Source organism: Sphaerochaeta globosa str. Buddy (genome assembly GCF_000190435.1).
In the GTDB taxonomy this organism is placed as follows: Bacteria; Spirochaetota; Spirochaetia; order Sphaerochaetales; family Sphaerochaetaceae; genus Sphaerochaeta; species Sphaerochaeta globosa.
The window spans coordinates 2,649,756-2,672,450 of sequence record NC_015152.1; the positions used below are offsets into that span (position 1 = coordinate 2,649,756).

The following is a 22,695-nucleotide window of genomic DNA, read 5'->3' on the forward strand; positions in this document are numbered from 1 at the left end:
GATGGCATCTATGAATGTAATCAAACCAAAAGCAAGACTATCGAATTCGAATATTCTATTTCTCATCGCTGCAGTCATATTTGTGCTGATGTACCTGTTTGCAATTATCTGGTATCCAGCCAGTTTCATGCAGTTTCAGACGTTCTTTGACTTATTCAACCTCAATGCCCCACTCATCATCATGACACTTGGACTATGCATCGTTATGATCGGTGGCGGTATCGACATCTCCATCGGCTCAGTATGTGGGTTGATAACAATGGCCTGTGCAGTCTTCCTCCAGTCTAAGTCAGGGAGCATCGCCGGTGCCATCCTTATTGCACTGGGCATAGGCATTGCGTTCGGAATCCTGCAAGGATATCTCATAGCCTATCTTGAGATTCAACCGTTTATCATTACCTTGTCAGGGTTGTTCCTGGCACAGGGACTGTTGACGACACTCCATAAGGACCCTATCAATGTCACCATGCCTGCATTCGTGAGTTTGAGGGATTTTGATATAGTGATCACATGGCTTGGTACGAAAAACAGACTGGGAATCTTCATTCCGTGTGAAATAAAACCCGGTGCTATACTTGTTGTAATCCTTCTTGCCATTCTTGCGTCCTTGATGAAGTGGTCGCGCTTCGGGCGCAATGTCTACGCCGTCGGTGGCAATAGTCGCAGCGCTATGATGCTCGGCATCAACGTAAAGAGAACGATATTCATCACCTATGTGATTAGTGGATTGACGGCCGGTATCGCGGGTTTTGTGTACATAATGACAACAGGAGCAGGCAATGTCGGAAATGCGGCAGGAGCCGAAATGAAAGCAATAGCCTCGGCTATCATAGGTGGTACGTTGCTCAACGGCGGCGTAGGAAACCTGCTTGGCGCCCCTATAGGCACGTTGACGCTTCTGATAATCAACGAACTAATCCGAGCAGCGGGAGTTCAATCAAACTTCCAAGCAATGGTAAGCGGACTTTTGCTCTATTTCTTCATCGTGCTGCAAAGCGTCATCATGTCGCTTCGTGACAGAAAAAGAATCAGTATTGCGCTACCGCCTTGGTTGCGGCTGTCGGACAAGGATCAAGCCCAAAATCATAAATAGCCGCAAAGGCTAGCGAGAGACTCCATTTTCAATTCAGGCATTTGCTCCCGGTTCTAAATTCCCGGGGGGAAATGCCTGTATGTTTCTTGAAAATATAACTGAAATAATGGGGATCACCAAATCCTACATCGTAGGCGATGTCCGCACTTCTGAGCGCTGTCGTCAGCAACAGGTCTTTCGATGTATTAATACGGACTCGAGTAAGATATTCAATGAAGGTCTCCCCGGTTTCCTGAGAAAAGATGGTACTGAAATGGTTTGGACTAACATGCACGATCGAGGCCACTGAGTGCAGGGAAATATCTTGGTCGGCAAAATGCAGGTTTATATGCTGCTTCGCCTTCTGAATCATTTCATAGTATTTGCCCGCTGATTTTAAATCCCTGAAATCTATGAATGCATCCAGGATTGACTTCACACCGTCACAGAAAGTCTCTTTTGAGCCGGCTATCTCTGAAAGCTGCGATTTATTTGCTACCCATGGTATAACTTCCTGAACAACACCACCCAGTTCATCAATAATCCTTGATATAGCCACCATAAGATCATAGAGAAGGTAATAGCTTATGAGAGTGGTCTGAAAAGGGTCATCGCCTATCATGGTCATATACTGGGCGATGATTTCGTTGATACCTGATTTCTTTACATATTTCAGCCGCTCCGATATGGGGCTACCGTCCAGTTTTAAAAAATCAATTTCCGAAAAGGAGTTCAGGTCATGTATTCCAAATATCAGGTTCTGACCGGTTTTAACAGAAAATTTTATAGCTTTTTCCGCATCAGCATAGGATTGCGACAGGCTTCCGATTCGCTCAACGAAAGAGCCTATTCCAATGGTTACCATGCAGTCGGTGTTTCGTTCAACCTCATATTTGATCGCCTGGCCTAATGTATAAGCAGTCTCCTCGAGCGATTCAGATACAAGCTGCATCAACAGCAGGATGATGGAGTCCCTGCTTTGTGAAAAGCATACCACCTCTTCTTGATTGTCAATAAGACTGTTTATATGGAGCTTGGCGGTAATCAAATTGGAATAGTCCTCAGAGGAGATGGAAAGCTTGATGATTGCTGCAAGATAGCCATGGGCGATGAGGTCTATGCCCATATCACCTCCTTTCTCAAGCGCATCTTCCGTTTTGACAATACCGGTTACCAAGTCGCATAGCCAGCGTTCCCTAATCAAGTCCGAATTGGATTGGGCCTGCTGTTTAAGGTTCTCTATGCTTGAAAGGTGCTTTTTTTCCTGTTCAATCGTATCTACCAGTTTATTAAGCGTTTCTAGCATACCTGAGGCAGAAATGGGTTTGAGAAGGTATTCGTCAACACCGATTGATATTGCCTCTTGTGCGTACTGAAATTCATCATGCCCTGAAATTATGATTATTTTTATCCAGGGAAGTATCTTCTTGATAATTCTAGAAAGGCTAAGTCCATCAACAAACGGCATTCTAATATCAGTAATCAGGATATCGGGTTTCAAATCCTTCATAATTGATAGGGCCATCTCGCCGTCGGAAGCTTCACCCACGAGGACAAAGGGGCCTGTCCCCGACTGAATGCTGTTTCGCAGCCCTTCACGTACTACTATCTCGTCTTCTGCAATAAAAACCTTATACATTGAATCCAACCTCAGGTACGCTGAAATACACGGTAGTACCCTTTTGATACTGACTTGTTATTTCCAGCTTTGTGCTAGCATCATAATACAGCTCAAGTCTCTTATTAACATTATACAGTCCATAGACATTGTTCAAATCCTCGGGATCGGCCGAACCACTAATCTGTTTCATGATGTTCGCTAATTTTTCTTGTGTCATTCCTATTCCATTGTCCTGAACGGAAAAACAAAGGCGATTGTTTTCACGCCAGCCCTTCACCGACAATAATCCACGACCCCTTTTGTTCTTAATTCCATGGTACAATGCGTTTTCAACAAGAGGCTGGAGCAATAGTTTCAAAATTTGACAGTCTGCCATCTCAGGCATGTACTCGATTTCATAATCCAGGATGTCCCTATATCTAATTTTCTGAATAGTCAGATAGCTTTTCACATGCTCAAATTCCTCGCTGACCGTGAGAAAATCTTTGCCCTTGTTGAGAGATATCCTGAAAAAACTGGAAAAGGCACGGGTAATGTCAATGACCTGATCATTTTTCTTTTCTTCTGCAAGCCAGACTATCGTATCGAATGTGTTATAGAGAAAATGTGGTGTAATCTGAGCCTGAAGGGCCTTCATCTCCGATTTCTGAAGGTTTTGCTGTTCCCGCACATTCTCTGCGATCAATGCTTGGATTTTGACTGCCATGATGTTCAGGTTGTCGGTCAGACCGTCAAGCTCGCTTACCTGCGGAAGTTTTACCCTGACAGAGAAATCTCCCTCAGCAATTCTTTTAGACAGGTTCTCAAGTCTTTTAATAGGATTATTGATACTGGCAGTCACTGAACGTTGGGTAAAAACAGCAAAGATGGTAACAAAAAATACGGTAAAAATCTGAATGACTGTAAGTACGAAAGTAATACGTTTATGATGCTCATTTGTTATCGTTGCCGATTCTATCACCCGTACAATAAAATCCTGAAGGATATCATAGATAAGGGCGGATACCCCTCGAATTTCATCGAGGATTTCTTCATTTTCACTCACCAGAGACTGGTTCGCTATCTGACTTCCCAACCGGTCAACATTGCGCTTCAGCGTATCGACTGCCCTACCCGCCACTTCAAGCATCTGTCGGTTTTCTCGCTCTTCAGTCGTTTGCATGATATCATCCAGGCTCTCGTTGATCCCATCAATGATGTCGTACTGCCTACCTTCATCGAATTTCTTTTTTCCAGCAACGATATCCCATATTTCGTCTGAGATTTCCATCTTTACTGTCTGGTTGAGACGGTTTGTCTTGCTGACATTGGTTATGATACGGTCATAGCGACCCATTTGGACAACAAACGAAACAATCGTAATAACAGGAGGTGTTATCATCAGAAGGATTATGATCACGTAGGAAATCTTAATTCTCTCTTTTATGCTTCTGCTTTTGAACACTGAGAAAATCTTATCAACAATGGATGTATGTTTCTTCATATTAATACCCACGCGGCTCTATGAGCGAAAGGTTATCGGTTTCATAGAACACTTCTTCATGTACATATTGTAGTCGTGGAATTGTTTCTCCAGCAGCCAAGCGCTGAGCCAGCTTGATAATTTCAGGACCGGTTTTAGGGTTGCACTCGATGACACAGTTCACCTTTCCTTCACGCAGCGCATCGATGGCTTCCTGCTGTGCATCAATAGTGATGATGACGATGTCTTTTCCAGGACGAAGCCCTCGCTCTTCCATTGCTTCGATCGCCCCAAGGGTCATTCCATCGTTGTGCGAAAAAATAACGTCGATATCATCATACATCTCGAGAAATTCCACAGCGAGTTCGTATCCCTTTGAGCGGAGAAAATCACCTGATTTACTGTATATGATTTGAAACTCCGGATACGACTTTAGCACTTCCCTGAAACCTTCCGCTCTTCCGTTTGCTACGGAAGAACCTTCTGTTCCGAATAACTCTACAATCGTAATGGGTTCTTTGGTTTGGCCGAAACTCTCCCGCTTGGCTGCAAATTTTTCCAATACAAATTGCCCGGCAGTCCGGCCTTCCTTCAGGCTGTCGGTACCTATGAATCCTGCATATAAGGATTGATCTTCAACAGCAATCTTGCGGTCGGTGACCAGAACAGGAATACCGGCATCCCGGGCTTCCTGCAGTACATTATCCCAGCCATCGGTGACAATCGGTATAAACACTATCACATCAACTTGATACGCGATAAAGGAACGTAATGCTTTTATCTGATTCTCCTGTTTCTGTTCAGCATTGGCATACACCAACTGCACGCCCTTTTCAGCTGCGGCATCCTGAACTGAGCGGGTGTTGCAAGTTCTCCAGGCGCTTTCAGCACCAATCTGCGAAAAACCTACGATAATCCCATGGTCTTCTTCAAATTGGGAGACCTTCTTTTTCTGAGCGCCGCATCCGACTAGACAACAGATGATTATAACAATCATGACAATACGGAATCGCTTACTGATTTGCCTTGTATGATGAATCATTGACAGGATCCTTTTGAGTGCATATGAACTGATTATACATTCACTGCACAAGCATTAACAAGGAAAACTAGAGGATGTCAGCCTTCTGGCGCATAGTTTTGGATTTGCATCAAAATTATTTCGTATCATTCAAGAAACCTCTGGTCAAGCAACTGATACAATCACTCAACGATGCATGAATTCTGGGTTTTACGGAAAAGAGTCGCTTAGGTACGACCAAGAGGCTCCCACGCTATCCGGGGAACCTTTTTCTTCATCTTCTTTTCTATCACCTTGAAATGGGCTTCTTCTGAAGGACTTACAAGCGTAATGGCTTCACCAAACCTTTCTGCACGGCCCGTTCTCCCAATTCTGTGAATGAAATTGATAGGGGAACGAGGCAACTCATAGTTAATGACGAAGGGAAGGAACTCAATGTCAATTCCTCGGGACAGCAGATCGGTGGTAACCAATACCCTGAGGTATCCCAGCTTAAAATCCCGCAGCAGTTCTGTCCGCGCTCCCTGAGTCTTCTTACTATGAATTGATCTGGCCTCAATACCGTTTTTTTGCAGCTTCTCAACAACCCGATCAGCTCTTGCTACAGAAGAAGTAAAGACCAATACTTGTTGCATATCCTGACTCTTGATAAGGTACCGTAAAAGCGGTCCCTTTTGTTCTTCTGGAATAAAATATGCACTCTGATGGATATAATCCAACGCATCTGACTCCTCTTCGATTTTTATCACCAAGGGATCATGCAAAAGAACTTTTTCCAATGATTGAATCTGATCATTCAACGTTGCCGAAAAAAGCAAATTTTGGCGTTTCTCAGGAAGTAACGCAAAAACTTGATCCATTTCCTTCTCAAAACCGACCGTTAACATCTTGTCTGCCTCATCGAGAACTACCATTTCCACTGATGACAAATTAACAGCATGTAAAGAGACTAGTTCCAACAATCTGCCCGGGGTAGCAACGAGAATGCTTACATTATTCATTGCCATCATTTGAGGATTGATTGATACTCCGCCAAAGGCAGCAAGGGTCTTTATACGCAATCCTGATTCATGAATATACTGGGAAAACACGGAATGAACTTGCGCTGCCAGCTCTCTGGTGGGAACCATTACCAATACCTGGATATGCCTGCTTTTCAGAACCACTTTTTTTTGAATATTCATGAGGATAGGCAATACATAGCTAAGAGTCTTGCCCGATCCCGTTTTGGCAATCCCAAGCACGTCTCTCTTGCTCAAGACTGCTGGAATTACTTCTGTTTGAATTGGATAAGGCGTTGTAATATTTTCTCGCTGTAAAACAGCACACAGAGATTCTGAAATTCCCAAAGAAGTAAATGGCATATGAGCTTGATCCTTTTATACTACTTGTATAGCTTTATTATTGATGGACGGTCTGTTGCGAATCATATGCTATTGCCTCTTGAGAGTACAGGGGTGCTTTAGCCAGCGGTTGTTCTAACCACTTTTTACTTGTGCATTCCCCATACTCTGATGGCATGAGCGAAGAATCAAATCTCGACTATTCAGCAAAAAGTATGTAATTTTCGAAAGTTTTTTCTCTATCGAGATAGAACTAATATGCTATTTGGCTATAGAGACTTACATACCTATATGTTAATGGCTACGTAATACATACCGTGTATTGAATTGAGGCCGGCACACTAAGAGCACAAGACTTTAGGGTCAGGAACAATGAACACATAACGTGGCTGGTCTCCCAATACTGCATAGTTGCAGTAATAACGAGCTGATTGGATTTTATTCTGAGCTATGTACCTTTTATATCAGCAGGGGGCATTTCGCCCCCTGCTTCCTTCGAACTAGTTAACCAGATACATGATTGAAAGGCTCATCAGAAAGCCCGTACAGGCCTGACCCTATGCCCCATAGACCCACGATATATATAACCCTGATACCCATTGTCGAAGGATTGGTACATTGCATAACCAGAGTCGTATTCTGAGGAAGTCCAGTATTCATTGTAGGTATCGGATGAAAAATTCACAAGATTACTAACCTTTAGGTTTAAGTACATCTGATTCAACTCGTCCTTCGATGGCAAGAACCAATCGCTGTATGTCACTCCGCCATTAGTGATAGTATAGTCATCGGTAAGCTTAGCCGCATAGTCTGATGTTGTCGTGGTTCCCGAACTTTCAGTATAGGCTGCTGCTCCCATGCTACCCACAAGGCTAGCAGTGTTCGCCTTACCCGTTCCTATCGCCGTGCCCGTAGCACCCGTCCCTTGATTGTCCTCTATTGGGGTTGTCCGGTAATATCCGAAAACATGTCCATAATCGGATCCGCCCAATACGATGTCCGAAGGAGCTACCTCAAGATATCGCCAACCTTCACTGTAGCTTTCCTTAGCATAGAAAATGTATCCGCCGGATGGGCCTAAGCCTCCAACTACGTAATTCGTGATCCACTTCGCATAGAGCGTGGTATCCGCTACGACCGCATCGCTGCCAAACGACCATGCATTGGTCAGGCTCGACTCCTTGTACCATCCACCAAAGGTATACCCGGTCCTTGTCGGGGCCGTCGGTGCAGTAATCGTTGCTCCGTATCGCACTCCCGTCAGATCGGACACTGCACTACCCTCGTTCTCGATGAAATTTACCGAGTATGTATTGCGGTCATAGTACAGCCTCAGCACAAGCGTACCATCGCCTGCCACCGTCCCGCTGTCCACTTTGGAGGTATTGCTGGTATTCTCGGTGAAACCCGTGTAGCTCTTCGCTTCGGCAGTGACCGGCTCGCCAGTTATCCCTGTCATGTTCTCGGTATCACTCAGGGTATACGTGCTTCCGCTAAGGTCCTGCAGGTAATGCTCCACCTTGAATGCCGTATTGGTATTGGGAGTCCATTTTGCATACAGCGTGACAGCAGCATTTACAACATAGGTGCTATTTACTGCATAATCGGTTCCCAATCCATCCGCCTGCGTGTTCCAATCGTTGAAGGCATAGCCGGTCCTCACCAGGTTTCCCGTATTCCCATGAATAACAAGATCAATATCGTGAGTCTTGGTTATGCCAGTTCCAGGTACAAAGCCATCGGTTGCTCCATTCCCATCGTAGGTGACGGCATAGGTGTTGGCTATCCATTTCGCATAAACGGTAATGTTTCCATTCACCGGTGTGGTAGCTGTGAACTCGGTTCCGTTTCCGCTTGTTGCCGTCCACCATCCACCGAAAGTGTAACCCGTCCTCTGGGGAGGTGTCGGTAGTAAGCCGACCGTGTCGATTCCCGAAGTGTAGATTACAGTCTTTGCAGGAGGATCGGCTGCTGTCGTCGCACCCTGGCTATCATACGTCACCAGAGAGGTCCATTTCGCATACAGTGTAGTCTCGGCAGTCTTGTCCCAACTGCGCATACTTGCCATCGCATCGGTATAGTATTGGTTTCCACCACCACCTTCTCTATCGTAGTATCCACCAAATGTGAAACCGGCCCTTGTGGGAGCCATTGCCCCTGGCATCGCTGCATCATAGGTTGCACTCACTGAAACTGTTCCACCGGTGCCCTCCTGCTTGTCAAAGATTGCCAAATTGCTGTTGGCCATCCATTTAGCATGCAGCGTGACTGCTGCATTTACAGCATAGGTGCTATTTGCTGCATAATCGGTTCCCGATCCATCCGACAGGGTGTTCCAACCACTGAAGGCATAGCCGGTCCTCACCAGGTTTCCCGTGTTCCCATGAATGAAAAGCTCAATATCGTGAGTCTTGGTTATGCCAGTTCCAGGTACAGAGCCATCGGTTGCTCCATTCCCATCGTAGGTGACGGCATAGGTGTTGGCTATCCATTTCGCATAAACGGTAATGTTTCCATTCACCGGTGTGGTAGCTGTGAACTCGGTTCCGTTTCCGCTTGTTGCCGTCCACCATCCACCGAAAGTGTAACCCGTCCTCTGGGGAGGTGTCGGTAGTAAGCCGACCGTGTCGATTCCCGAAGTGTAGATTACAGTTTTAGCAGTAGGATCGGCTGCTGTCGTCGCACCCTGGCTATCATACGTCACCAGAGAGGTCCACTTCACATACAGAGTAAGGGCACTGGTTACCGCATCGCTACCAAACGTCCAAGTTGTGGCTAGGCTCGACTCCTTGTACCATCCGCCAAAGGTATACCCGGTCCTTGTCGGGGCCGTCGGTGCAGTAATCGTTGCTCCGTATCGCACTCCCGTCAGATCGGTCACTGCACTACCCTCGTTCTCGATGAAATTTACCGAGTATGTATTGCGGTCATAGTACAGCCTCAGCACAAGCGTACCATCGCCTGCCACCGTCCCGCTGTCCACTTTGGAGGTATTGCTGGTATTCTCGGTGAAACCCGTGTAGCTCTTCGCTTCGGCAGTGACCGGCTCGCCAGTTATCCCTGTCATGTTCTCGGTATCACTCAGGGTATACGTGCTTCCGCTAAGGTCCTGCAGGTAATGCTCCACCTTGTATGCCGTATTGCTGTGGGGATTCCACTTCGCATACAGCGTGACAGCAGCATTTACAACATAGGTGCTATTTACTGCATAATCAGTTCCAGAACCACCCGACAGGGTGTTCCAACCACTGAAGGCATAGCCGGTCCTCACCAGGTTTCCCGTATTCCCATGAATAACAAGATCAATATCGTGAGTCTTGGTTATGCCAGTTCCAGGTACAGAGCCATCGGTTGCACCATTCCCATCGTAGGTGACGGCATAGGTGTTGGCTATCCATTTCGCATAAACGGTAATGTTTCCATTCACCGGTGTGATAGCTGTGAACTCGGTTCCGTTTCCGCTTGTTGCCGTCCACCATCCACCGAAAGTGTAACCCGTCCTCTGGGGAGGTGTCGGTAGTAAGCCGACCGTGTCGATTCCCGAAGTGTAGATTACAGTTTTAGCAGTAGGATCGGCTGCTGTCGTCGCACCCTGGCTATCATACGTCACCAGAGAGGTCCATTTCGCATACAGTGTAGTCTCGGCAGTCTTGTCCCAACTGCGCATACTTGCCATCGCATCGGTATAGTATTGGTTTCCACCACCACCTTCTCTATCGTAGTATCCACCAAATGTGAAACCGGCCCTTGTGGGAGCCATTGCCCCTGGCATCGCTGCATCATAGGTTGCACTCACTGAAACTGTTCCACCGGTACCTTCCTGCTTGTCAAAGATTGCCAAATTGCTGTTGGCCATCCATTTAGCATGCAGCGTCTTGGTCCCCGTGGAGCCCTGCGGGATGCTTGGTATTGCACTCCCTGCGAAGGTACTGTCGGCGAACCAGCCATCGAACGTATAGCCGGTCCTCGTGGGAGCAGCTAGTATGATATCAGTGGCCTCAATCGTGTAGGTGGAGGGATTGGACGCGTTGTTGGTCCCGCTGTTTAAAGCATACGTGATGTCGTAGCTGAGCGGATTCCACTTCGCGTACAGCGTCTTGGACCCCGTGGACCCTTGCAGGATGCTTGGTACTGCACTCCCTGCGAAGGTACTGTCGGCGAACCAGCCACCGAATGAATAGCCGGTTCTCGTGGGAGCAGCTAGTATGATATCAGTAGTTTCAATCGTATAGGTGGAGGGATTGGACGCGTTGTTGGTCCCGCTATTCAAAGCGTAGGTAATGTCGTAACGGAGGGGGGTCCACTTTGCATGCAGCGTGTGATTCGTCGTCGTGGACACTGTCGTCGTCTCATCAACTTCAGTTCCCGTACCATTGAGGCCGGTATACCATCCGTCGAATGCATACCCGATCCTGCTGGCAGTCGGCAACGTACCATAGGTGTCTGCATACACGACATCCTTACCCGGTAGCGAAGCAGTACCGCTTGCAGCATCGAATGTGACCGCATACTGATAGACCATGTTGATCGTCGCAGGTATGGCGGTCCCCGGCTTGGTGGTAACGGAAACTTCACCTTCACCTATCAGCACGCCGTCGGCCCTTGCTTGTACACGCAGCGTCCAAGTTCCGCTTTGCAATTCAATAAGGGTCACATCGGTCGCCACTGAGCCGAGTGTCTTGCTGATCTGGTCTGAAGACCCTTCGCGGGTTGCATGGAGCGTGAATGCTGAATCCAAGGGAATGTTGTGGTCATTGATGGTAACCGTCAGTTCAATGCGGGCCATCGTATCGATCATGTCGCTGCATCCGATGAATAGAGAGAGCACCAAAACTGTGAATATCGTTAGAATCTTCCAAGTTTTCATAGTTTCACCTCTACCATCCGAACTTCAGTCCGGCCGTGATTCCATACAGAAATCCGACGTTGTTCGACTCAAAGAAAGCTGCAACCTCAGGCTTAACGACCATACTCATCCCGTTGTTCAGCATAAAATCAAAGCCCAGCGAGCCCCGTACCTGCTGGTCGAAATACCATTGTCTTTCGACATTCCCGTCATGATCGAGATCAGTATTGCCCGTATGAGCCAAGACGCCGTACGTAAAAGAGGGAACAAGGCTCAGCCTTTTGGTCACCGCAATCTTGTAACCCAGCCCGAAACGGCCATTGAGGATCAAAAACTGATCCATGAAGACATTGTTTGAATCAGCTCCACTGGCTGAAAAGTCAGCGATGAACACCGCATTCTGGAGAAAAGGTGTTTCCTGCATGAATTCGACTCCAGCACCATAACTTGTTTCATACAGATGTACGATGGGACTGGCCGTCCTCATTGCAACTGCATAGGCAGTGATGCTCCGCTGAAGTTCTGATGTTTTATGGGAAGCGAGTCTCCACACATCCGTTGCAGCGTCGTAGTGGTATGCATACGTTTCACTCCACGATACGCTGTCTTCCGATTGTTGGATGAACAGCTTGTCCTGCACATAATCAAAAGCCTCAAGAGACATGGTGGGCGCAGCACCTTCAAGCTCCTTCCAAAGGCTTTCTGACTCAGGACCTTGCTGGCACCGGAATGCCTGGATGCGATCATCGGTGGATCGGACCTTTAAAGAGAGGAGGTTACTTGCAGCAAACAAGGCTGCACAAGACAGAAGAAGCAGGAAGATTGTGCAAACGGCTGTCCGTATTCTAAAAATCATGGCAAGAATCCTTCTTTTGAACGACATCCATGTAGTCCCTTACCTGATGGGCTGAAGGATATACACAAGAGGTCGCATAGGCATAAATTTGGAATGTACTCTAGCAAGTTTCACGACCGGTGGATGCGTGAATACTTACTAGTTGAAGTTTTCTACTTAAAAATAATTGGATGTGTCAAAACCCGCTCATAGGAGACAATGACATCGGGAAAACCACGGATGCGCTACAAAACGAGCAGCGTACGGCACTAGGCGGTCAGTAGTCATAAGCGATGAATCATATCTCGACTATTCAGAAAAAAGTATATAGTTATTGAAAGTTTGTTCTCTGCAGAGATAAAACACTTTGTATTTATTTAATACAGCGTTTCTGTACAGTGGATTATCACAAGAAAGATGACGTTAGGGCAAAACGTACATCATCGTCATCATGCAGAAGATACTTTGGCTATTGTAAGCAAACAACAGAATTCCTCTTCTCACTCCACCCCATCATTGCCCTAGCTATAGAAAACGATAAGAATACCATTGCATACTTGTCCAAACCGCCGTTTGGTTACAGAGTGAACGAAATTTGGGTATGTTCTTCAGCAATATGGCTATGAGCACATACTTAGAGTGATTTGTGTTTGAGGAGATAATGAGTAATGGGATGTGAAAGCGGTATGGAACAAAAAGCTTTCGTTGTAACTATATAGCGTAACACCATCGTGTATGAATCAGAAATAGATTCGTTATAAAGTTGCTTCAAAGGTTACTAGATGCTCATAAAACATTGAAAACCCGACCAAGACAGTGTTTAATATATAAACATCGTTCAATAAGGAGCAACCATGTCGATACAAACAAGAAGAGAACGTGATGCACAAAAAATGAAGGAAGATATCCTTGCTGCTGCAAGAGAAATTTCCAACCAGGATGGGTTTGCAAGCATCTCGATAAGAAAGATTGCCCAAAAGATCGAGTATACACCGTCCATAATCTATCATTATTTTTCCAACAAAGAGGAAATATTAGAACAACTGTTGGAAAGTGGTTATCTGAAATTGACTACATCCCTTGCTTCGTCAAAAAGGATCTCGGACAATCCAGAAGATACATTGCGTATTATGACCCGTACCTATATTGAAGAAGCACTAAAGATCCCTGAAGAGTTTGCAATTGTTCACTCAGATAGCTCCCCAAATGTGATAAAACACACTTCCTTCCTTTTTGAGGGAGCCTCAGAAAAAAGAAAGGCAATTCATATGATTAAGAAGTGTATCATCGACATGAATCCACAAGAAGAATTGGAGGGGGGAAAAGTAGAATTAACCGCTCAGTCGATAGCGGCTGCAACAATGGGTCTGACACTAAAATTAATCGCTGAGAAAAACCTGGAAGAAGCACAGAAAAAGAAAATAATCGATTACTTTTCCGATGAAATGGTAGTCAGAATGGCAAAGTACCCGGGAAAATGAAAAGAAACAGCTCACCTAACACTTTCTCCGGACTTGCTTCAGTATTCCAGCGATTACCTATCATACTTTCCCAAATACAAATTGCATACCAAGCAGCGCTAGGAATGTAATCATACCTAGTGTTGTGTTTTTGTATTTTCCCTTCTCAAAGAGGTGGAATTTCAGAATCATTCGGGTTCACCCAATCTTAATAGTAGGAAGTTTATGTAAAAATTGATTGTCTGCCAGTATCATGCATGAAGCAATCATCACAATCGTGGTATCTAGTACAATGCGGAGTATGACATCAATGGTATATCCAGAGAATAACAGAGGCATGAAAACAAGAAAAACCGACCAATTCATGCCAAATATCAAAAATGAAAATTCCCCTGCCCTGTGCTTCAGTGATTTCTCATTTCGATAATCACCTAGTAAAATGAAGGATGTCCCGATTGCAATTCCCATCAGCAGGGTCCATACGAATGTTCCCACGGACATGTCATGTAGTCCAGAAGTAATCAAACCTGTTGAATATGCAAGGTATCTTCCTGCCAAGAATAGTACAGCGAAGAGTGATATAACCTTATATTTAGGATGAGTAAAGCATGGTATTGCATAATTTTTCGAATCTTTTTTGGGGTTCACCAAGCTTAATAAGATACCCAAGAGAAATACAGGTATCGCATCACTAAGACCAATAATGCTCTCTTTGATGATAGGATTGCCAAACAAGGATACTCCCTCAAGCATTGCCAAGAACCAAAGTAGCGCAATTGCTGGCGGTATGATGTTTTTGAGGTAGCATGACAACAACTTTTTGAGGTTACACGGTAACCAGTCGTTTAGGTATGGGGGTGCGGACAAAAAGTTGGACTTTTCTATGATACTAGACCAAGACTCCTGCGGTACTCAAGAGGGCTCCGCCCTCCCAAGGACATTTTGATTCGTTTCTCATTATACCAATAGATGTAATCATCAAGCAGTGCACAAAACTCTTCGATTGATACACCAAACCATGAGCGGGAATAGAACATCTCATTCTTCAATCGGCCGAAAAAACCTTCGCATGCCGAATTGTCGGGTGAGCAGCCTTTCTTCGACATTGAACGAACCAACCCGGCATTATCCATTCTCTCAATCCAGCCGGGCCAACGGTAATGACTCCCCCGATCGGTATGGACCAATGGGTGCTCACCGTCTTCCAGTGTTCCTACAGCCCCATCCAGCATCGAGTTCACCAGCTCCGCATTGGGGCTCGTACCACGGGTCCAGGAGGTGACGTAGCCGTCAAAACAATCAATCACCGGAGAAAGATATACTTTGCCGGCGGGAATGCTGAATTCCGTGATGTCGCTCAGCCATTTCTCATTCGGATTCTCGGCATGGAAGTCACGCTTGATGATGTTCTCGACCTCAGGGCTGAGCTCACCCTTGTATGAGCTGTACTTCTTTCTCTTCACGGAAGGAACGACAAGGTTTTCCTCGTGCATAAGGCGAAGAACCACCTTCTCTGAAATGGTGCTTCCATTGGATGTCATGACTGCATGCAGTCGGCGATAACCGTAACACTGCCGGTTCTCAGAGAACACATTCCTCAGGTCTTTCCTGACAAGCTCATGCTTATCTTTCTTCATGGCTTGGATTTGGTAGAAGTAACTGCTTTTCGCCATATGCAGGGAGGGCAGCAGCTGCCTTATGGTGTACCTGCCTGTAAGGGCATCGATAATCATGGCTTTCTCCCTGTTGGAGAGTGTATCGATACCGATGCCCTCATCTTTTTTTATTATTTCAGCCGCCTTTTCAAGAATATCCTTCTCCATCTGGAGCTTCTGTACCTGCTTCTGCAGCCTGTCCCGTTCTTCTTTCAAGTCGTTGCATTCAGCCCTCAGCTGAATCTCCTGTTCTGATGAAGCCTTCTCGGATTCTTTTTGGGATTTCCTTCTCATCTCGGGGTTGCTTACCTCCCCAAGCAATTGCCGTTTCCAATGCCAGACCGTTCTCCGGGATACTCCAATCTCTGATTGGATCTGTTTTGAAGTCTTTTCACCGGAAGCTACAGACACTACAGCGGCCATCTTTTGCTTGTCTGTGCATTTTACAACAGGCTGTTCCCTTTTCAAAGGTTGAAAATCGCAAGAAGAGTCTTGGCTGACCCATTTCCCAAGAAGTTGGCGGCAAGGATATCCGAGAGCCTTGACCGTACGGGCGAATCCTCTCCCGTGCTCCTGGTAGTATTTGACAGCAACCGCTTTTTGCTCTGCTGTGTATCCTGATTGCATTCGAGACTTCTTGCGCAGGTCTCCATTCTCAAGGTATTCCCGATACCATAGCGTAAGCATCCTGGTGGTTGGATACCCAAGTTCCCTTACGACAGCAGAAGCACTTTTGTCAAACTTTATGTAAAGTTCAACGGCTTTCTTCCTCTCTTCGTATGAATACATTCCCTTCTCCTTAAAGAGTCCAAGAAAATGTCTTCACCCCCAACGCAAACCTTTCCTCACACCTTTCCCAGGTATCGCATCCCTGATACGCCAATAGACAAAAGCTGCAACTGAAAATGCTAATAAAGCCCATAGAGAAGCTGTGGCTTCTATTCCGATGCTAGCTACTACGAAGCTAAAGTCGGGATTATCAGGCATTGTGCTATATGCGCTTGTCAACATATGCAGAAAGATATCAAGCAACACACAAAAAACCACTATTGAAATAATCTGTATCTTTACACCCGTTTTCATGATGATCCTCTCCTTTTGCTTAGTATTTTCTTATACTTTATGGATTCAAAAAGAATAGACCAGCTCCATACAAGATAACTGGCCATAGAAACTAATCCAATTGCACCCTAAAGCCTATTGAGCTGAATTTTGACGATAGCGCATTTCTTTCTATATTCATCACGTGCTTATGGGGAGCAAAGCGATACCCCGATAGGAGGTTAATCTTGAATGAATCACCGAAATCAACTTCAAAACCTGTTGCAATGCTACTATAAAAATACCAGAAGAAATTTGGTTGAGTCTCTGGTGATTCAAAACTGGTAATCATCATCTGTCCGACACCAGTTTGTATCATCGGATTAAAGAAGGCATCTTTGAATAATGTGAGACTAGTTTTTATTCCCGTCATAAAGACAGAGGTGCCTACAGTTTCTGCGTTATTCACATCCAAAGAATTGAGAAAATTCTCAGAAAGCGGTTGGGCTATGAGGAACAGTTCAATTGCTCCCCTTGAGCCGAGAGATGTCCCAAAGGAGAGCTCATACAATGAAAGTTTTTCCTCCTCGATTTTTGCTCTTCCTTTGTTGATTCCAAGATACGGCTCCCACGTTACTACAGCTCCAATACTTGAGAGGGACAGAAGAATGAGACTAAGACAAATAAGATTTTTTAATGCGGTCCTCATATCATTTCCTACAGGTAATTAAAATTGAGATGACTATTCATCTTTTTACTTTGTTGAAAAATGATCGATATTTTTTCATGCTTTTCAATCATTTTCCACGTTTTGCATGGTTCAATCCTTGGATACTGGAACTCTGCCAGCATTACAACGATTCCTGATGATTCATATGAATCCGAAGCTAATCAAGTTCTTCTATAAAATAATGCTACCGTTTACATGGTGTGTTCCTCGTTACTCGATTTGGCGATAGTGGTGATTCCAAATGTTACGACCCAAAATTGCATGAGATAGTCTTTAATTCGGGCACCGAGACAGTGCAATAGAGACGGCTTTTCGTGAGATTTCATAATCTCATACTTGAGATAATCTTCATCAACTCCTTCAATTTCACTGAAGGAAGTTAAGCGATATCCATCCATTAATCGTTCACGATGACGTGAATGATCAAATCTTGACATATACAATTTGATTTCTCCTTTTCATTGAAGACGCATTTGCCACCCAGGCGATTTACATGCATGATTTTATGAATTCTGGTAGCGCGAGCCATCCAAGAAGCTAATTTGATCTTTTTCATTACTCTGGTTTCCCACGATGTATGAAAACGTTGCGGTATCAAATTCATAATCAAGGTAGGGGTATCCACTACCTGCTTAAGAGAACAGTTTGATCCCAAAGGTTTCAATAGTTTGATACATGCTGCTTGTTGTAACAATATTGTGTCTTGATTGGGGGATTGTCCCCAATCTTATTAATAGATTTGCTTCTTAAAACTTCCTCAAATACCCCCGCTTCATCACGCAATCCAATAGTGGAAACCTTTTTTATCGAGACGCATAATATTTCCCTTATCACTGCCGGCAATAGTCTTACATCTCTTTATAAGAACGTCGTTTTATAATAGAACACTGTTCTATTTATTACCATCTTCTTACTTTGTCAATACCCCTGCCTAACAATCCCAAGAATTTTGAAAATATTTTCCTATTATGATTCAATGTTTATAAAATATTTCATGATGCTAAGTTATTTCCTTCTCTACCACTCAGAATATTGCCCTCACCTCTTTCCTTACACCTAATATCCATAACGAACTTTCGTTGTGGTAGCGTTGAAAAGGGATGAAACTTGAAGGAAGTCGATAGGGATCGACCGTTATGTAAAGTAATGTCGTATGGCACAGTACCCACTGCAAAAAGGTTTTAGGAATACACAAATCCAGACTAGTAACCAATGAGCTTTAAACCAAGGAAGCTGCGTATTGGTGTGAGAGAATGCTCATATTTATACTTAGTGCCTAGGATCTGTACCATAGGATTTACCACTTCCTGAGTGATAGTTGATTTCTACCATTAAAATGAGTCTACATTACAGTCACAGCTCTTTCTCAACACCCTGTTCTGTATAGACAATTGAACATTCGAACGTCGAGAAATCAACATACAATATTGCATACTCTGAACCATTTCTCCAACAGAGATCTAGTTCAGATACACCAGATGGGAGCACTTCAAAATCACCGTTGAAGGCAGGATGCGTGTTCCGAAAGGCCATCAGGCGCATCAGTTTCTGCACAATCGGTCGCTTCATGTTCTCTTTCACATCCAGCAAAGAATAATACGACCGGTTCACATCACGATTCTGTTGTGTCTGGTTGTAGAGCTCAAAATCATTCTCCCCAGCAAGAAGCCCGACATAATACACTTGAGGAATACCAGGGGCGAAAAATTGAATAGCGCGGGCAATATAATACTGCCAGTCATCCGCACCGCAGGCAGAATAATAGGTACAGTTGATCTGATACGTATCGAACGCATCTAAATCAATCTTTATTCCTGAATGTGCATACATTGCATATACATCGGGATTCATCTCGAAACACCGCCTGCGGGTGGCAAGCAACTCCTCATCCGGCATGAGATATCGAGCATCCACCACCCCGATCCCATCGTGGGTATCCAATGTCGTGAATTGCTTTCTCGGGCAAATCCTCAACCAGTTCTTCAGATATCGGCTTTTACCGAAATAGAGCGCATTCAGAACAAGCATCGGGAGTTGGAAATCGTATACATAGTAGCCATTCTCCTCGACTTTCTGTTGCAAGAAATAATTCTCATGGATTTCAGGAAGCACAACGGAATTTGAACCTTTCAATACATCAGCACACTGCTGTAGCAATTCCCAAATTTCCGGCTCTGCAAAAAAGCAACTAGTACCCTCCCTCTTTGCCGCATAGGCAACCGCATCGAGGCGAATCAAGGTACCGCCATGGGAAGCAAGAAATGAAATAGTGTCCGCATGAAATTGCTTGGCAACTCGTGAATTTTGATTGATGTCTACCTGGTAGTCGCTGAACGTCGTCCACAACTTCTCTTGTGACCCATCGTTGAACTGAACAGTAATCCAGGGAATCTGTTTCCGGCGGTACATCCTTTCCAGATCTTGTTTTGTCGGCTCCCCATTCGACCAAAAGTCTTTATATCGGATAAAGAAATCGCGATACAGCGAGGCGTCTTTCTTCTCAACAAAATCCTTGAATGCATCACTTTCCGATGACAGATGATTAATCATATAGTCGTACATCAGGTAATACTGCTCGCCCAGTGCCATGATATCGTCCCAATCGCCGAACCGTGGATCCACTTCTGTATAGGTGGTCGGAGAGAATCCTCGATCAGCGGTAGAAGGGAAAAACGGAAGGATATGAAGTCCTCCGAACAACCCTTTGAAATCGGTATCCAGAACCATTCTCAAGTCCTTCAGGCCCTGGCCAAAACAATCAGGATACGTAATCAACATGATTCGATTTGTGATTTTTTGTGACATTCAAATTATTCCTATGTTGTTCCACGAACAATCAATTCAACAGGAACTTGCTGTTTCATTGGAACATCGACTCCATTAATCAGATTCAAGACAGTCTCAACTGCAAGAGTCGCCAACTTTTGATAGTTCTGATGTATCGTTGTGAGCGGAGGATATATCATTGCGCTGATGGGTATGTCATCATACCCCACAATTTTTATATCTTGCGGTACACGATAGCCCAGAGAGAGCGCAGTCGACAAACACATACTTGCAAGAATATCGTTGCTGGCAAAAATGCCATCGAAGTCGGCGTTCTCATAAAAAACATTTCCAACAATTCCTGCATAGTCGTTCTCAACCTGATCCACCAAAGAAGTCTCATACAGCTTGCATTGGATACCAGACTGTTCACATTCCTTGACAAAGGCATATGTCCGTGCGTTCGATGACCGCTGGGGAAGCATTTCACCACTGATATGAATGATTTTCTTACAACCGCGGGAGATGAGGTGACGGGTTGCAAAAATACCACCCTGCTCATCGTTGGACGATACGGAGTGAGAACCTTCATTGATGCTGCCTATTGTCACAGTCGGAGTCTTCGACCTACCAATGAAGTCGGCAGTCCCCCCGATGAATGTGGTAATAATCCCAGAAACCATACTTCCTGAAAGACGATTGTATGCTGCATAATAATCATCCAAGTTTTTGGGAGCAGAGGAAATCATAACATTCCAACCATGACTTTTTGCACACTTCTCGACTTCATGAGCCAATTTCGCCCAGAAGGGCATGCTCAGATCAGGAAGGAGGAAACCAATACAATCGTTATGACCTTTCGCCAATGACCTGGCGATTGTATTCGGGCTATAGCGCAATTTGGACATTGCGTCCAATACTTTTTTTTCAGTATCGGCGTTGATTCGGGAACTACCATTGATTACTCTGGATACCGTTGCTGTTGATACATTGGCTTCTTTTGCTACATCGTTGATTGTCGACACTTTTTCATTCCTCGTGATTAAAATTTTACAGCACCAGAGACAACACCGCTAATTATATTACGTTGCAACAGAATATAGAGAATAATAATAGGAAGCATGGAAAGTACTAGTCCAGCCATAATATTCCCATAATCATTGGAAAAAGTGCCATAAAATGTCCGGATTGCCAAGGGTAGCGTATACAAACGTCGTTGTCCAAGCACCAAGGAAGGAAGCAGGAAATCATTCCAGAATCCCATGGACTCGAGAATCACCAACGTCGACAAAATCGGTTTCAGCAAAGGAAACACGATACGGAAAAAAATACCATGTGCGCTGCAGCCATCTATCGTCGCAGCTTCCTCAACTGCGATTGGAACGCTTGATTTTATGAATCCATGGCACATGAAGATGCACATCGCAACGCCAAACCCAAAGTTCATCAAAATCAAAGTAGCTCGGGAATTTAATACATGCAGTGTGCCGCCATAGATGGTAATCAAGGGAATCATCACTACCTGAAAAGGAACCGCCATTGAGGCAAGCATCAAAGAGAAAGTCAGCTTGCACACTTTCCAGGTACTGTGTCGAACAAGAAAATATGCCGCCATCGACGAGAAAACAACCAGAATCATAACGCTGAACACCGTAATGACGATGCTGTTTGCAAACGACCTGAAGAAATCCATCTTTTCGATGGCATTCGAATAGTTTATGAACTGCAAGCCATTGTCATCGATAAGTTGCAAGGGAAACTTGACAATACTCACTTTGCGCTTCAAGGAGTTGACCAACACCAGGGCAAACGGAAGCAGGTAGATGAAACACAGAACAAATCCAAAAAGGGTCTTGATCCCGAAGCTCTGTTTTGTGGAATTTCTTTTCTCAGAGGCCATCTCTACATCTCCTGTTCCCGTTTCTTTCCGATGTATGTCTGGGTAAGGGCAATAGTCGCCATCACGACAAACAGTATGAGTGCTTCAGCCTGCCCGACCCCATATTTTTGTTCCTCAAAGGCCTTTGCATATATGTGCATCGCTGCCAATTTCGTTGCATCGTAGGGGCCGCCACCGGTAAGCGACAAATTCAAATCATATACTTTGAATGTTCTTGTCAAGGTCAGGAATAAACTTACCACTATCGAGGGAACCATGAGCGGTATCCGAATTTTTCTCGTAATACACAATTCCTTCGCACCGTCGATTCGTGCAGCCTCAATCATATCCTGTGGAATGCCAATAAAACCGGCTATATAAATCAACAGGATATATCCTGAGTATTGCCATGTAGTAACAATAATCATTGCAGCCATTGCAGTATCGGGAGAAGAGAGCCACGATTGCTTGAAAAGTGCCAATGGAATGACTGAATACAGGTTCACAACAACCCGGCTGAAGATAAACCTCCAAATATAGCCTAGAATCAGGCCTCCGATGAGATTCGGAATAAAAAAAACAGCTCGCAGGAAGCGCTCCCCTTTAATCCCGCTCGTTAGCATGTAGGCAAGGGCGAAGGCCAACAAGTTGACCATCACAACTGAAACAAACGAATACCTAACGGTGTTCGCCATCGATTTCCAGAATGAACCATCAGAGAAAACATCGATATAGTTTTTCAACCCAACCAACACTTTGCTGCTCGAATATCCATTCCAATCAGTAAACGTAAGGTATACACCGAATATCATCGGAACGATAAACACCAACACAAAGAAAAGGATTGAAGGTCCGACGAACGAAAGGAATAAAGCGACATTCCGATAGTGAGATTTCTGAACAGGCATACCTTTCTTCCTTCTAGTCGGCAGGTTGGTTTCATCCAACCTGCCGATTACGCAAC

General features: G+C 44.8%; 16 protein-coding genes. 2 read left to right on the top strand and 14 right to left on the bottom strand.

All coding sequences use genetic code 11. The annotated features are described in order from the left end of the window. The first annotated feature begins 1 nt into the window (after window position 1). Window positions 2–1,093 carry an ABC transporter permease gene (locus tag SPIBUDDY_RS12365; RefSeq protein WP_013608103.1) on the top strand — a complete coding sequence of 364 codons (1,092 nt, stop codon included), beginning with the start codon at window positions 2–4 and terminating at the stop codon, window positions 1,091–1,093. Window positions 1,094–1,121: 28 nt separating this feature from the next. Here SPIBUDDY_RS12365 and SPIBUDDY_RS12370 read toward each other — a convergent pair whose 3' ends face one another. The 6 genes from SPIBUDDY_RS12370 to SPIBUDDY_RS12395 all read right to left on the bottom strand — a co-directional run bounded on the left by SPIBUDDY_RS12370 (window position 1,122) and on the right by SPIBUDDY_RS12395 (window position 12,221). Further along, window positions 1,122–2,711, bottom strand: a complete 1,590-nt coding sequence (locus SPIBUDDY_RS12370; protein WP_013608104.1) for a response regulator — start codon at window positions 2,709–2,711, stop codon at window positions 1,122–1,124. Next, complete coding sequence (locus tag SPIBUDDY_RS12375) at window positions 2,704–4,176, bottom strand: sensor histidine kinase (protein WP_013608105.1); 1,473 nt, start codon at window positions 4,174–4,176, stop codon at window positions 2,704–2,706. Before SPIBUDDY_RS12375 ends, SPIBUDDY_RS12370 begins: the two co-directional genes overlap by 8 nt. 1 nt (window position 4,177) lies before the next feature. Continuing rightward, window positions 4,178–5,197: an ABC transporter substrate-binding protein gene (locus tag SPIBUDDY_RS12380; RefSeq protein WP_013608106.1), complete on the bottom strand. Its 1,020-nt coding sequence runs from the start codon at window positions 5,195–5,197 to the stop codon at window positions 4,178–4,180. Between the two features lie 206 nt (window positions 5,198–5,403). Continuing rightward, complete coding sequence (locus SPIBUDDY_RS12385) at window positions 5,404–6,540, bottom strand: DEAD/DEAH box helicase (RefSeq protein ID WP_013608107.1); 1,137 nt, start codon at window positions 6,538–6,540, stop codon at window positions 5,404–5,406. Window positions 6,541–7,051: 511 nt separating this feature from the next. Beyond that, a complete protein-coding gene (locus SPIBUDDY_RS12390; protein ID WP_013608108.1) occupies window positions 7,052–11,386 on the bottom strand; it encodes an InlB B-repeat-containing protein in 4,335 nt (1,444 codons plus the stop codon). A 10-nt stretch (window positions 11,387–11,396) separates the two neighbouring features. Continuing rightward, window positions 11,397–12,221: a hypothetical protein gene (locus SPIBUDDY_RS12395; protein ID WP_013608109.1), complete on the bottom strand. Its 825-nt coding sequence runs from the start codon at window positions 12,219–12,221 to the stop codon at window positions 11,397–11,399. Between the two features lie 833 nt (window positions 12,222–13,054). Here SPIBUDDY_RS12395 and SPIBUDDY_RS12400 point away from each other — a divergent pair. Continuing rightward, complete coding sequence (locus SPIBUDDY_RS12400) at window positions 13,055–13,681, top strand: TetR/AcrR family transcriptional regulator (RefSeq protein WP_013608110.1); 627 nt, start codon at window positions 13,055–13,057, stop codon at window positions 13,679–13,681. Window positions 13,682–13,858: 177 nt separating this feature from the next. On the opposite strand, the gene SPIBUDDY_RS12405 is transcribed toward SPIBUDDY_RS12400, so the two are convergent. From SPIBUDDY_RS12405 to SPIBUDDY_RS12445, 8 genes are all read right to left on the bottom strand, one after another. Further along, on the bottom strand, window positions 13,859–14,413 hold the full coding sequence (locus SPIBUDDY_RS12405; RefSeq protein ID WP_013608111.1) for a hypothetical protein: 555 nt from the start codon (window positions 14,411–14,413) through the stop codon (window positions 13,859–13,861). A 128-nt stretch (window positions 14,414–14,541) separates the two neighbouring features. Then, a complete protein-coding gene (locus SPIBUDDY_RS12410; RefSeq protein WP_013608112.1) occupies window positions 14,542–16,104 on the bottom strand; it encodes an IS3 family transposase in 1,563 nt (520 codons plus the stop codon). Window positions 16,105–16,137: 33 nt separating this feature from the next. Beyond that, window positions 16,138–16,398 (bottom strand): hypothetical protein, encoded by a 261-nt coding sequence (locus tag SPIBUDDY_RS12415; RefSeq protein ID WP_013608113.1) that lies wholly within the window; start codon window positions 16,396–16,398, stop codon window positions 16,138–16,140. A gap of 91 nt (window positions 16,399–16,489) precedes the next feature. Further along, window positions 16,490–17,065: a hypothetical protein gene (locus tag SPIBUDDY_RS12420; protein WP_013608114.1), complete on the bottom strand. Its 576-nt coding sequence runs from the start codon at window positions 17,063–17,065 to the stop codon at window positions 16,490–16,492. Window positions 17,066–18,439: 1,374 nt separating this feature from the next. Then, window positions 18,440–19,891 (bottom strand): sucrose phosphorylase, encoded by a 1,452-nt coding sequence (gene gtfA, locus SPIBUDDY_RS12430; protein WP_013608117.1) that lies wholly within the window; start codon window positions 19,889–19,891, stop codon window positions 18,440–18,442. Between the two features lie 11 nt (window positions 19,892–19,902). Then, a complete protein-coding gene (locus SPIBUDDY_RS12435) occupies window positions 19,903–20,877 on the bottom strand; it encodes a LacI family DNA-binding transcriptional regulator (protein ID WP_013608118.1) in 975 nt (324 codons plus the stop codon). 17 nt (window positions 20,878–20,894) lie between these two features. Then, a complete protein-coding gene (locus SPIBUDDY_RS12440; RefSeq protein ID WP_013608119.1) occupies window positions 20,895–21,752 on the bottom strand; it encodes a carbohydrate ABC transporter permease in 858 nt (285 codons plus the stop codon). Window positions 21,753–21,754: 2 nt separating this feature from the next. Next, window positions 21,755–22,639, bottom strand: coding sequence for a carbohydrate ABC transporter permease (locus SPIBUDDY_RS12445; protein ID WP_041380780.1), 885 nt, complete (start codon window positions 22,637–22,639; stop codon window positions 21,755–21,757). Window positions 22,640–22,695: the final 56 nt, after the last annotated feature.

Coding starts and splice junctions, on each gene's coding strand:
- SPIBUDDY_RS12365 (WP_013608103.1), top strand. CDS start 2: ATGGCATCTATGAATGTAATCAAACCAAAAGCAAGACTATCGAATTCG.
- SPIBUDDY_RS12370 (WP_013608104.1), bottom strand. CDS start 2,711: ATGTATAAGGTTTTTATTGCAGAAGACGAGATAGTAGTACGTGAAGGG.
- SPIBUDDY_RS12375 (WP_013608105.1), bottom strand. CDS start 4,176: ATGAAGAAACATACATCCATTGTTGATAAGATTTTCTCAGTGTTCAAA.
- SPIBUDDY_RS12380 (WP_013608106.1), bottom strand. CDS start 5,197: ATGATTCATCATACAAGGCAAATCAGTAAGCGATTCCGTATTGTCATG.
- SPIBUDDY_RS12385 (WP_013608107.1), bottom strand. CDS start 6,540: ATGCCATTTACTTCTTTGGGAATTTCAGAATCTCTGTGTGCTGTTTTA.
- SPIBUDDY_RS12390 (WP_013608108.1), bottom strand. CDS start 11,386: ATGAAAACTTGGAAGATTCTAACGATATTCACAGTTTTGGTGCTCTCT.
- SPIBUDDY_RS12395 (WP_013608109.1), bottom strand. CDS start 12,221: ATGATTTTTAGAATACGGACAGCCGTTTGCACAATCTTCCTGCTTCTT.
- SPIBUDDY_RS12400 (WP_013608110.1), top strand. CDS start 13,055: ATGTCGATACAAACAAGAAGAGAACGTGATGCACAAAAAATGAAGGAA.
- SPIBUDDY_RS12405 (WP_013608111.1), bottom strand. CDS start 14,413: ATGCTTGAGGGAGTATCCTTGTTTGGCAATCCTATCATCAAAGAGAGC.
- SPIBUDDY_RS12410 (WP_013608112.1), bottom strand. CDS start 16,104: ATGTATTCATACGAAGAGAGGAAGAAAGCCGTTGAACTTTACATAAAG.
- SPIBUDDY_RS12415 (WP_013608113.1), bottom strand. CDS start 16,398: ATGAAAACGGGTGTAAAGATACAGATTATTTCAATAGTGGTTTTTTGT.
- SPIBUDDY_RS12420 (WP_013608114.1), bottom strand. CDS start 17,065: ATGAGGACCGCATTAAAAAATCTTATTTGTCTTAGTCTCATTCTTCTG.
- gtfA (WP_013608117.1), bottom strand. CDS start 19,891: ATGTCACAAAAAATCACAAATCGAATCATGTTGATTACGTATCCTGAT.
- SPIBUDDY_RS12440 (WP_013608119.1), bottom strand. CDS start 21,752: ATGGCCTCTGAGAAAAGAAATTCCACAAAACAGAGCTTCGGGATCAAG.
- SPIBUDDY_RS12445 (WP_041380780.1), bottom strand. CDS start 22,639: ATGCCTGTTCAGAAATCTCACTATCGGAATGTCGCTTTATTCCTTTCG.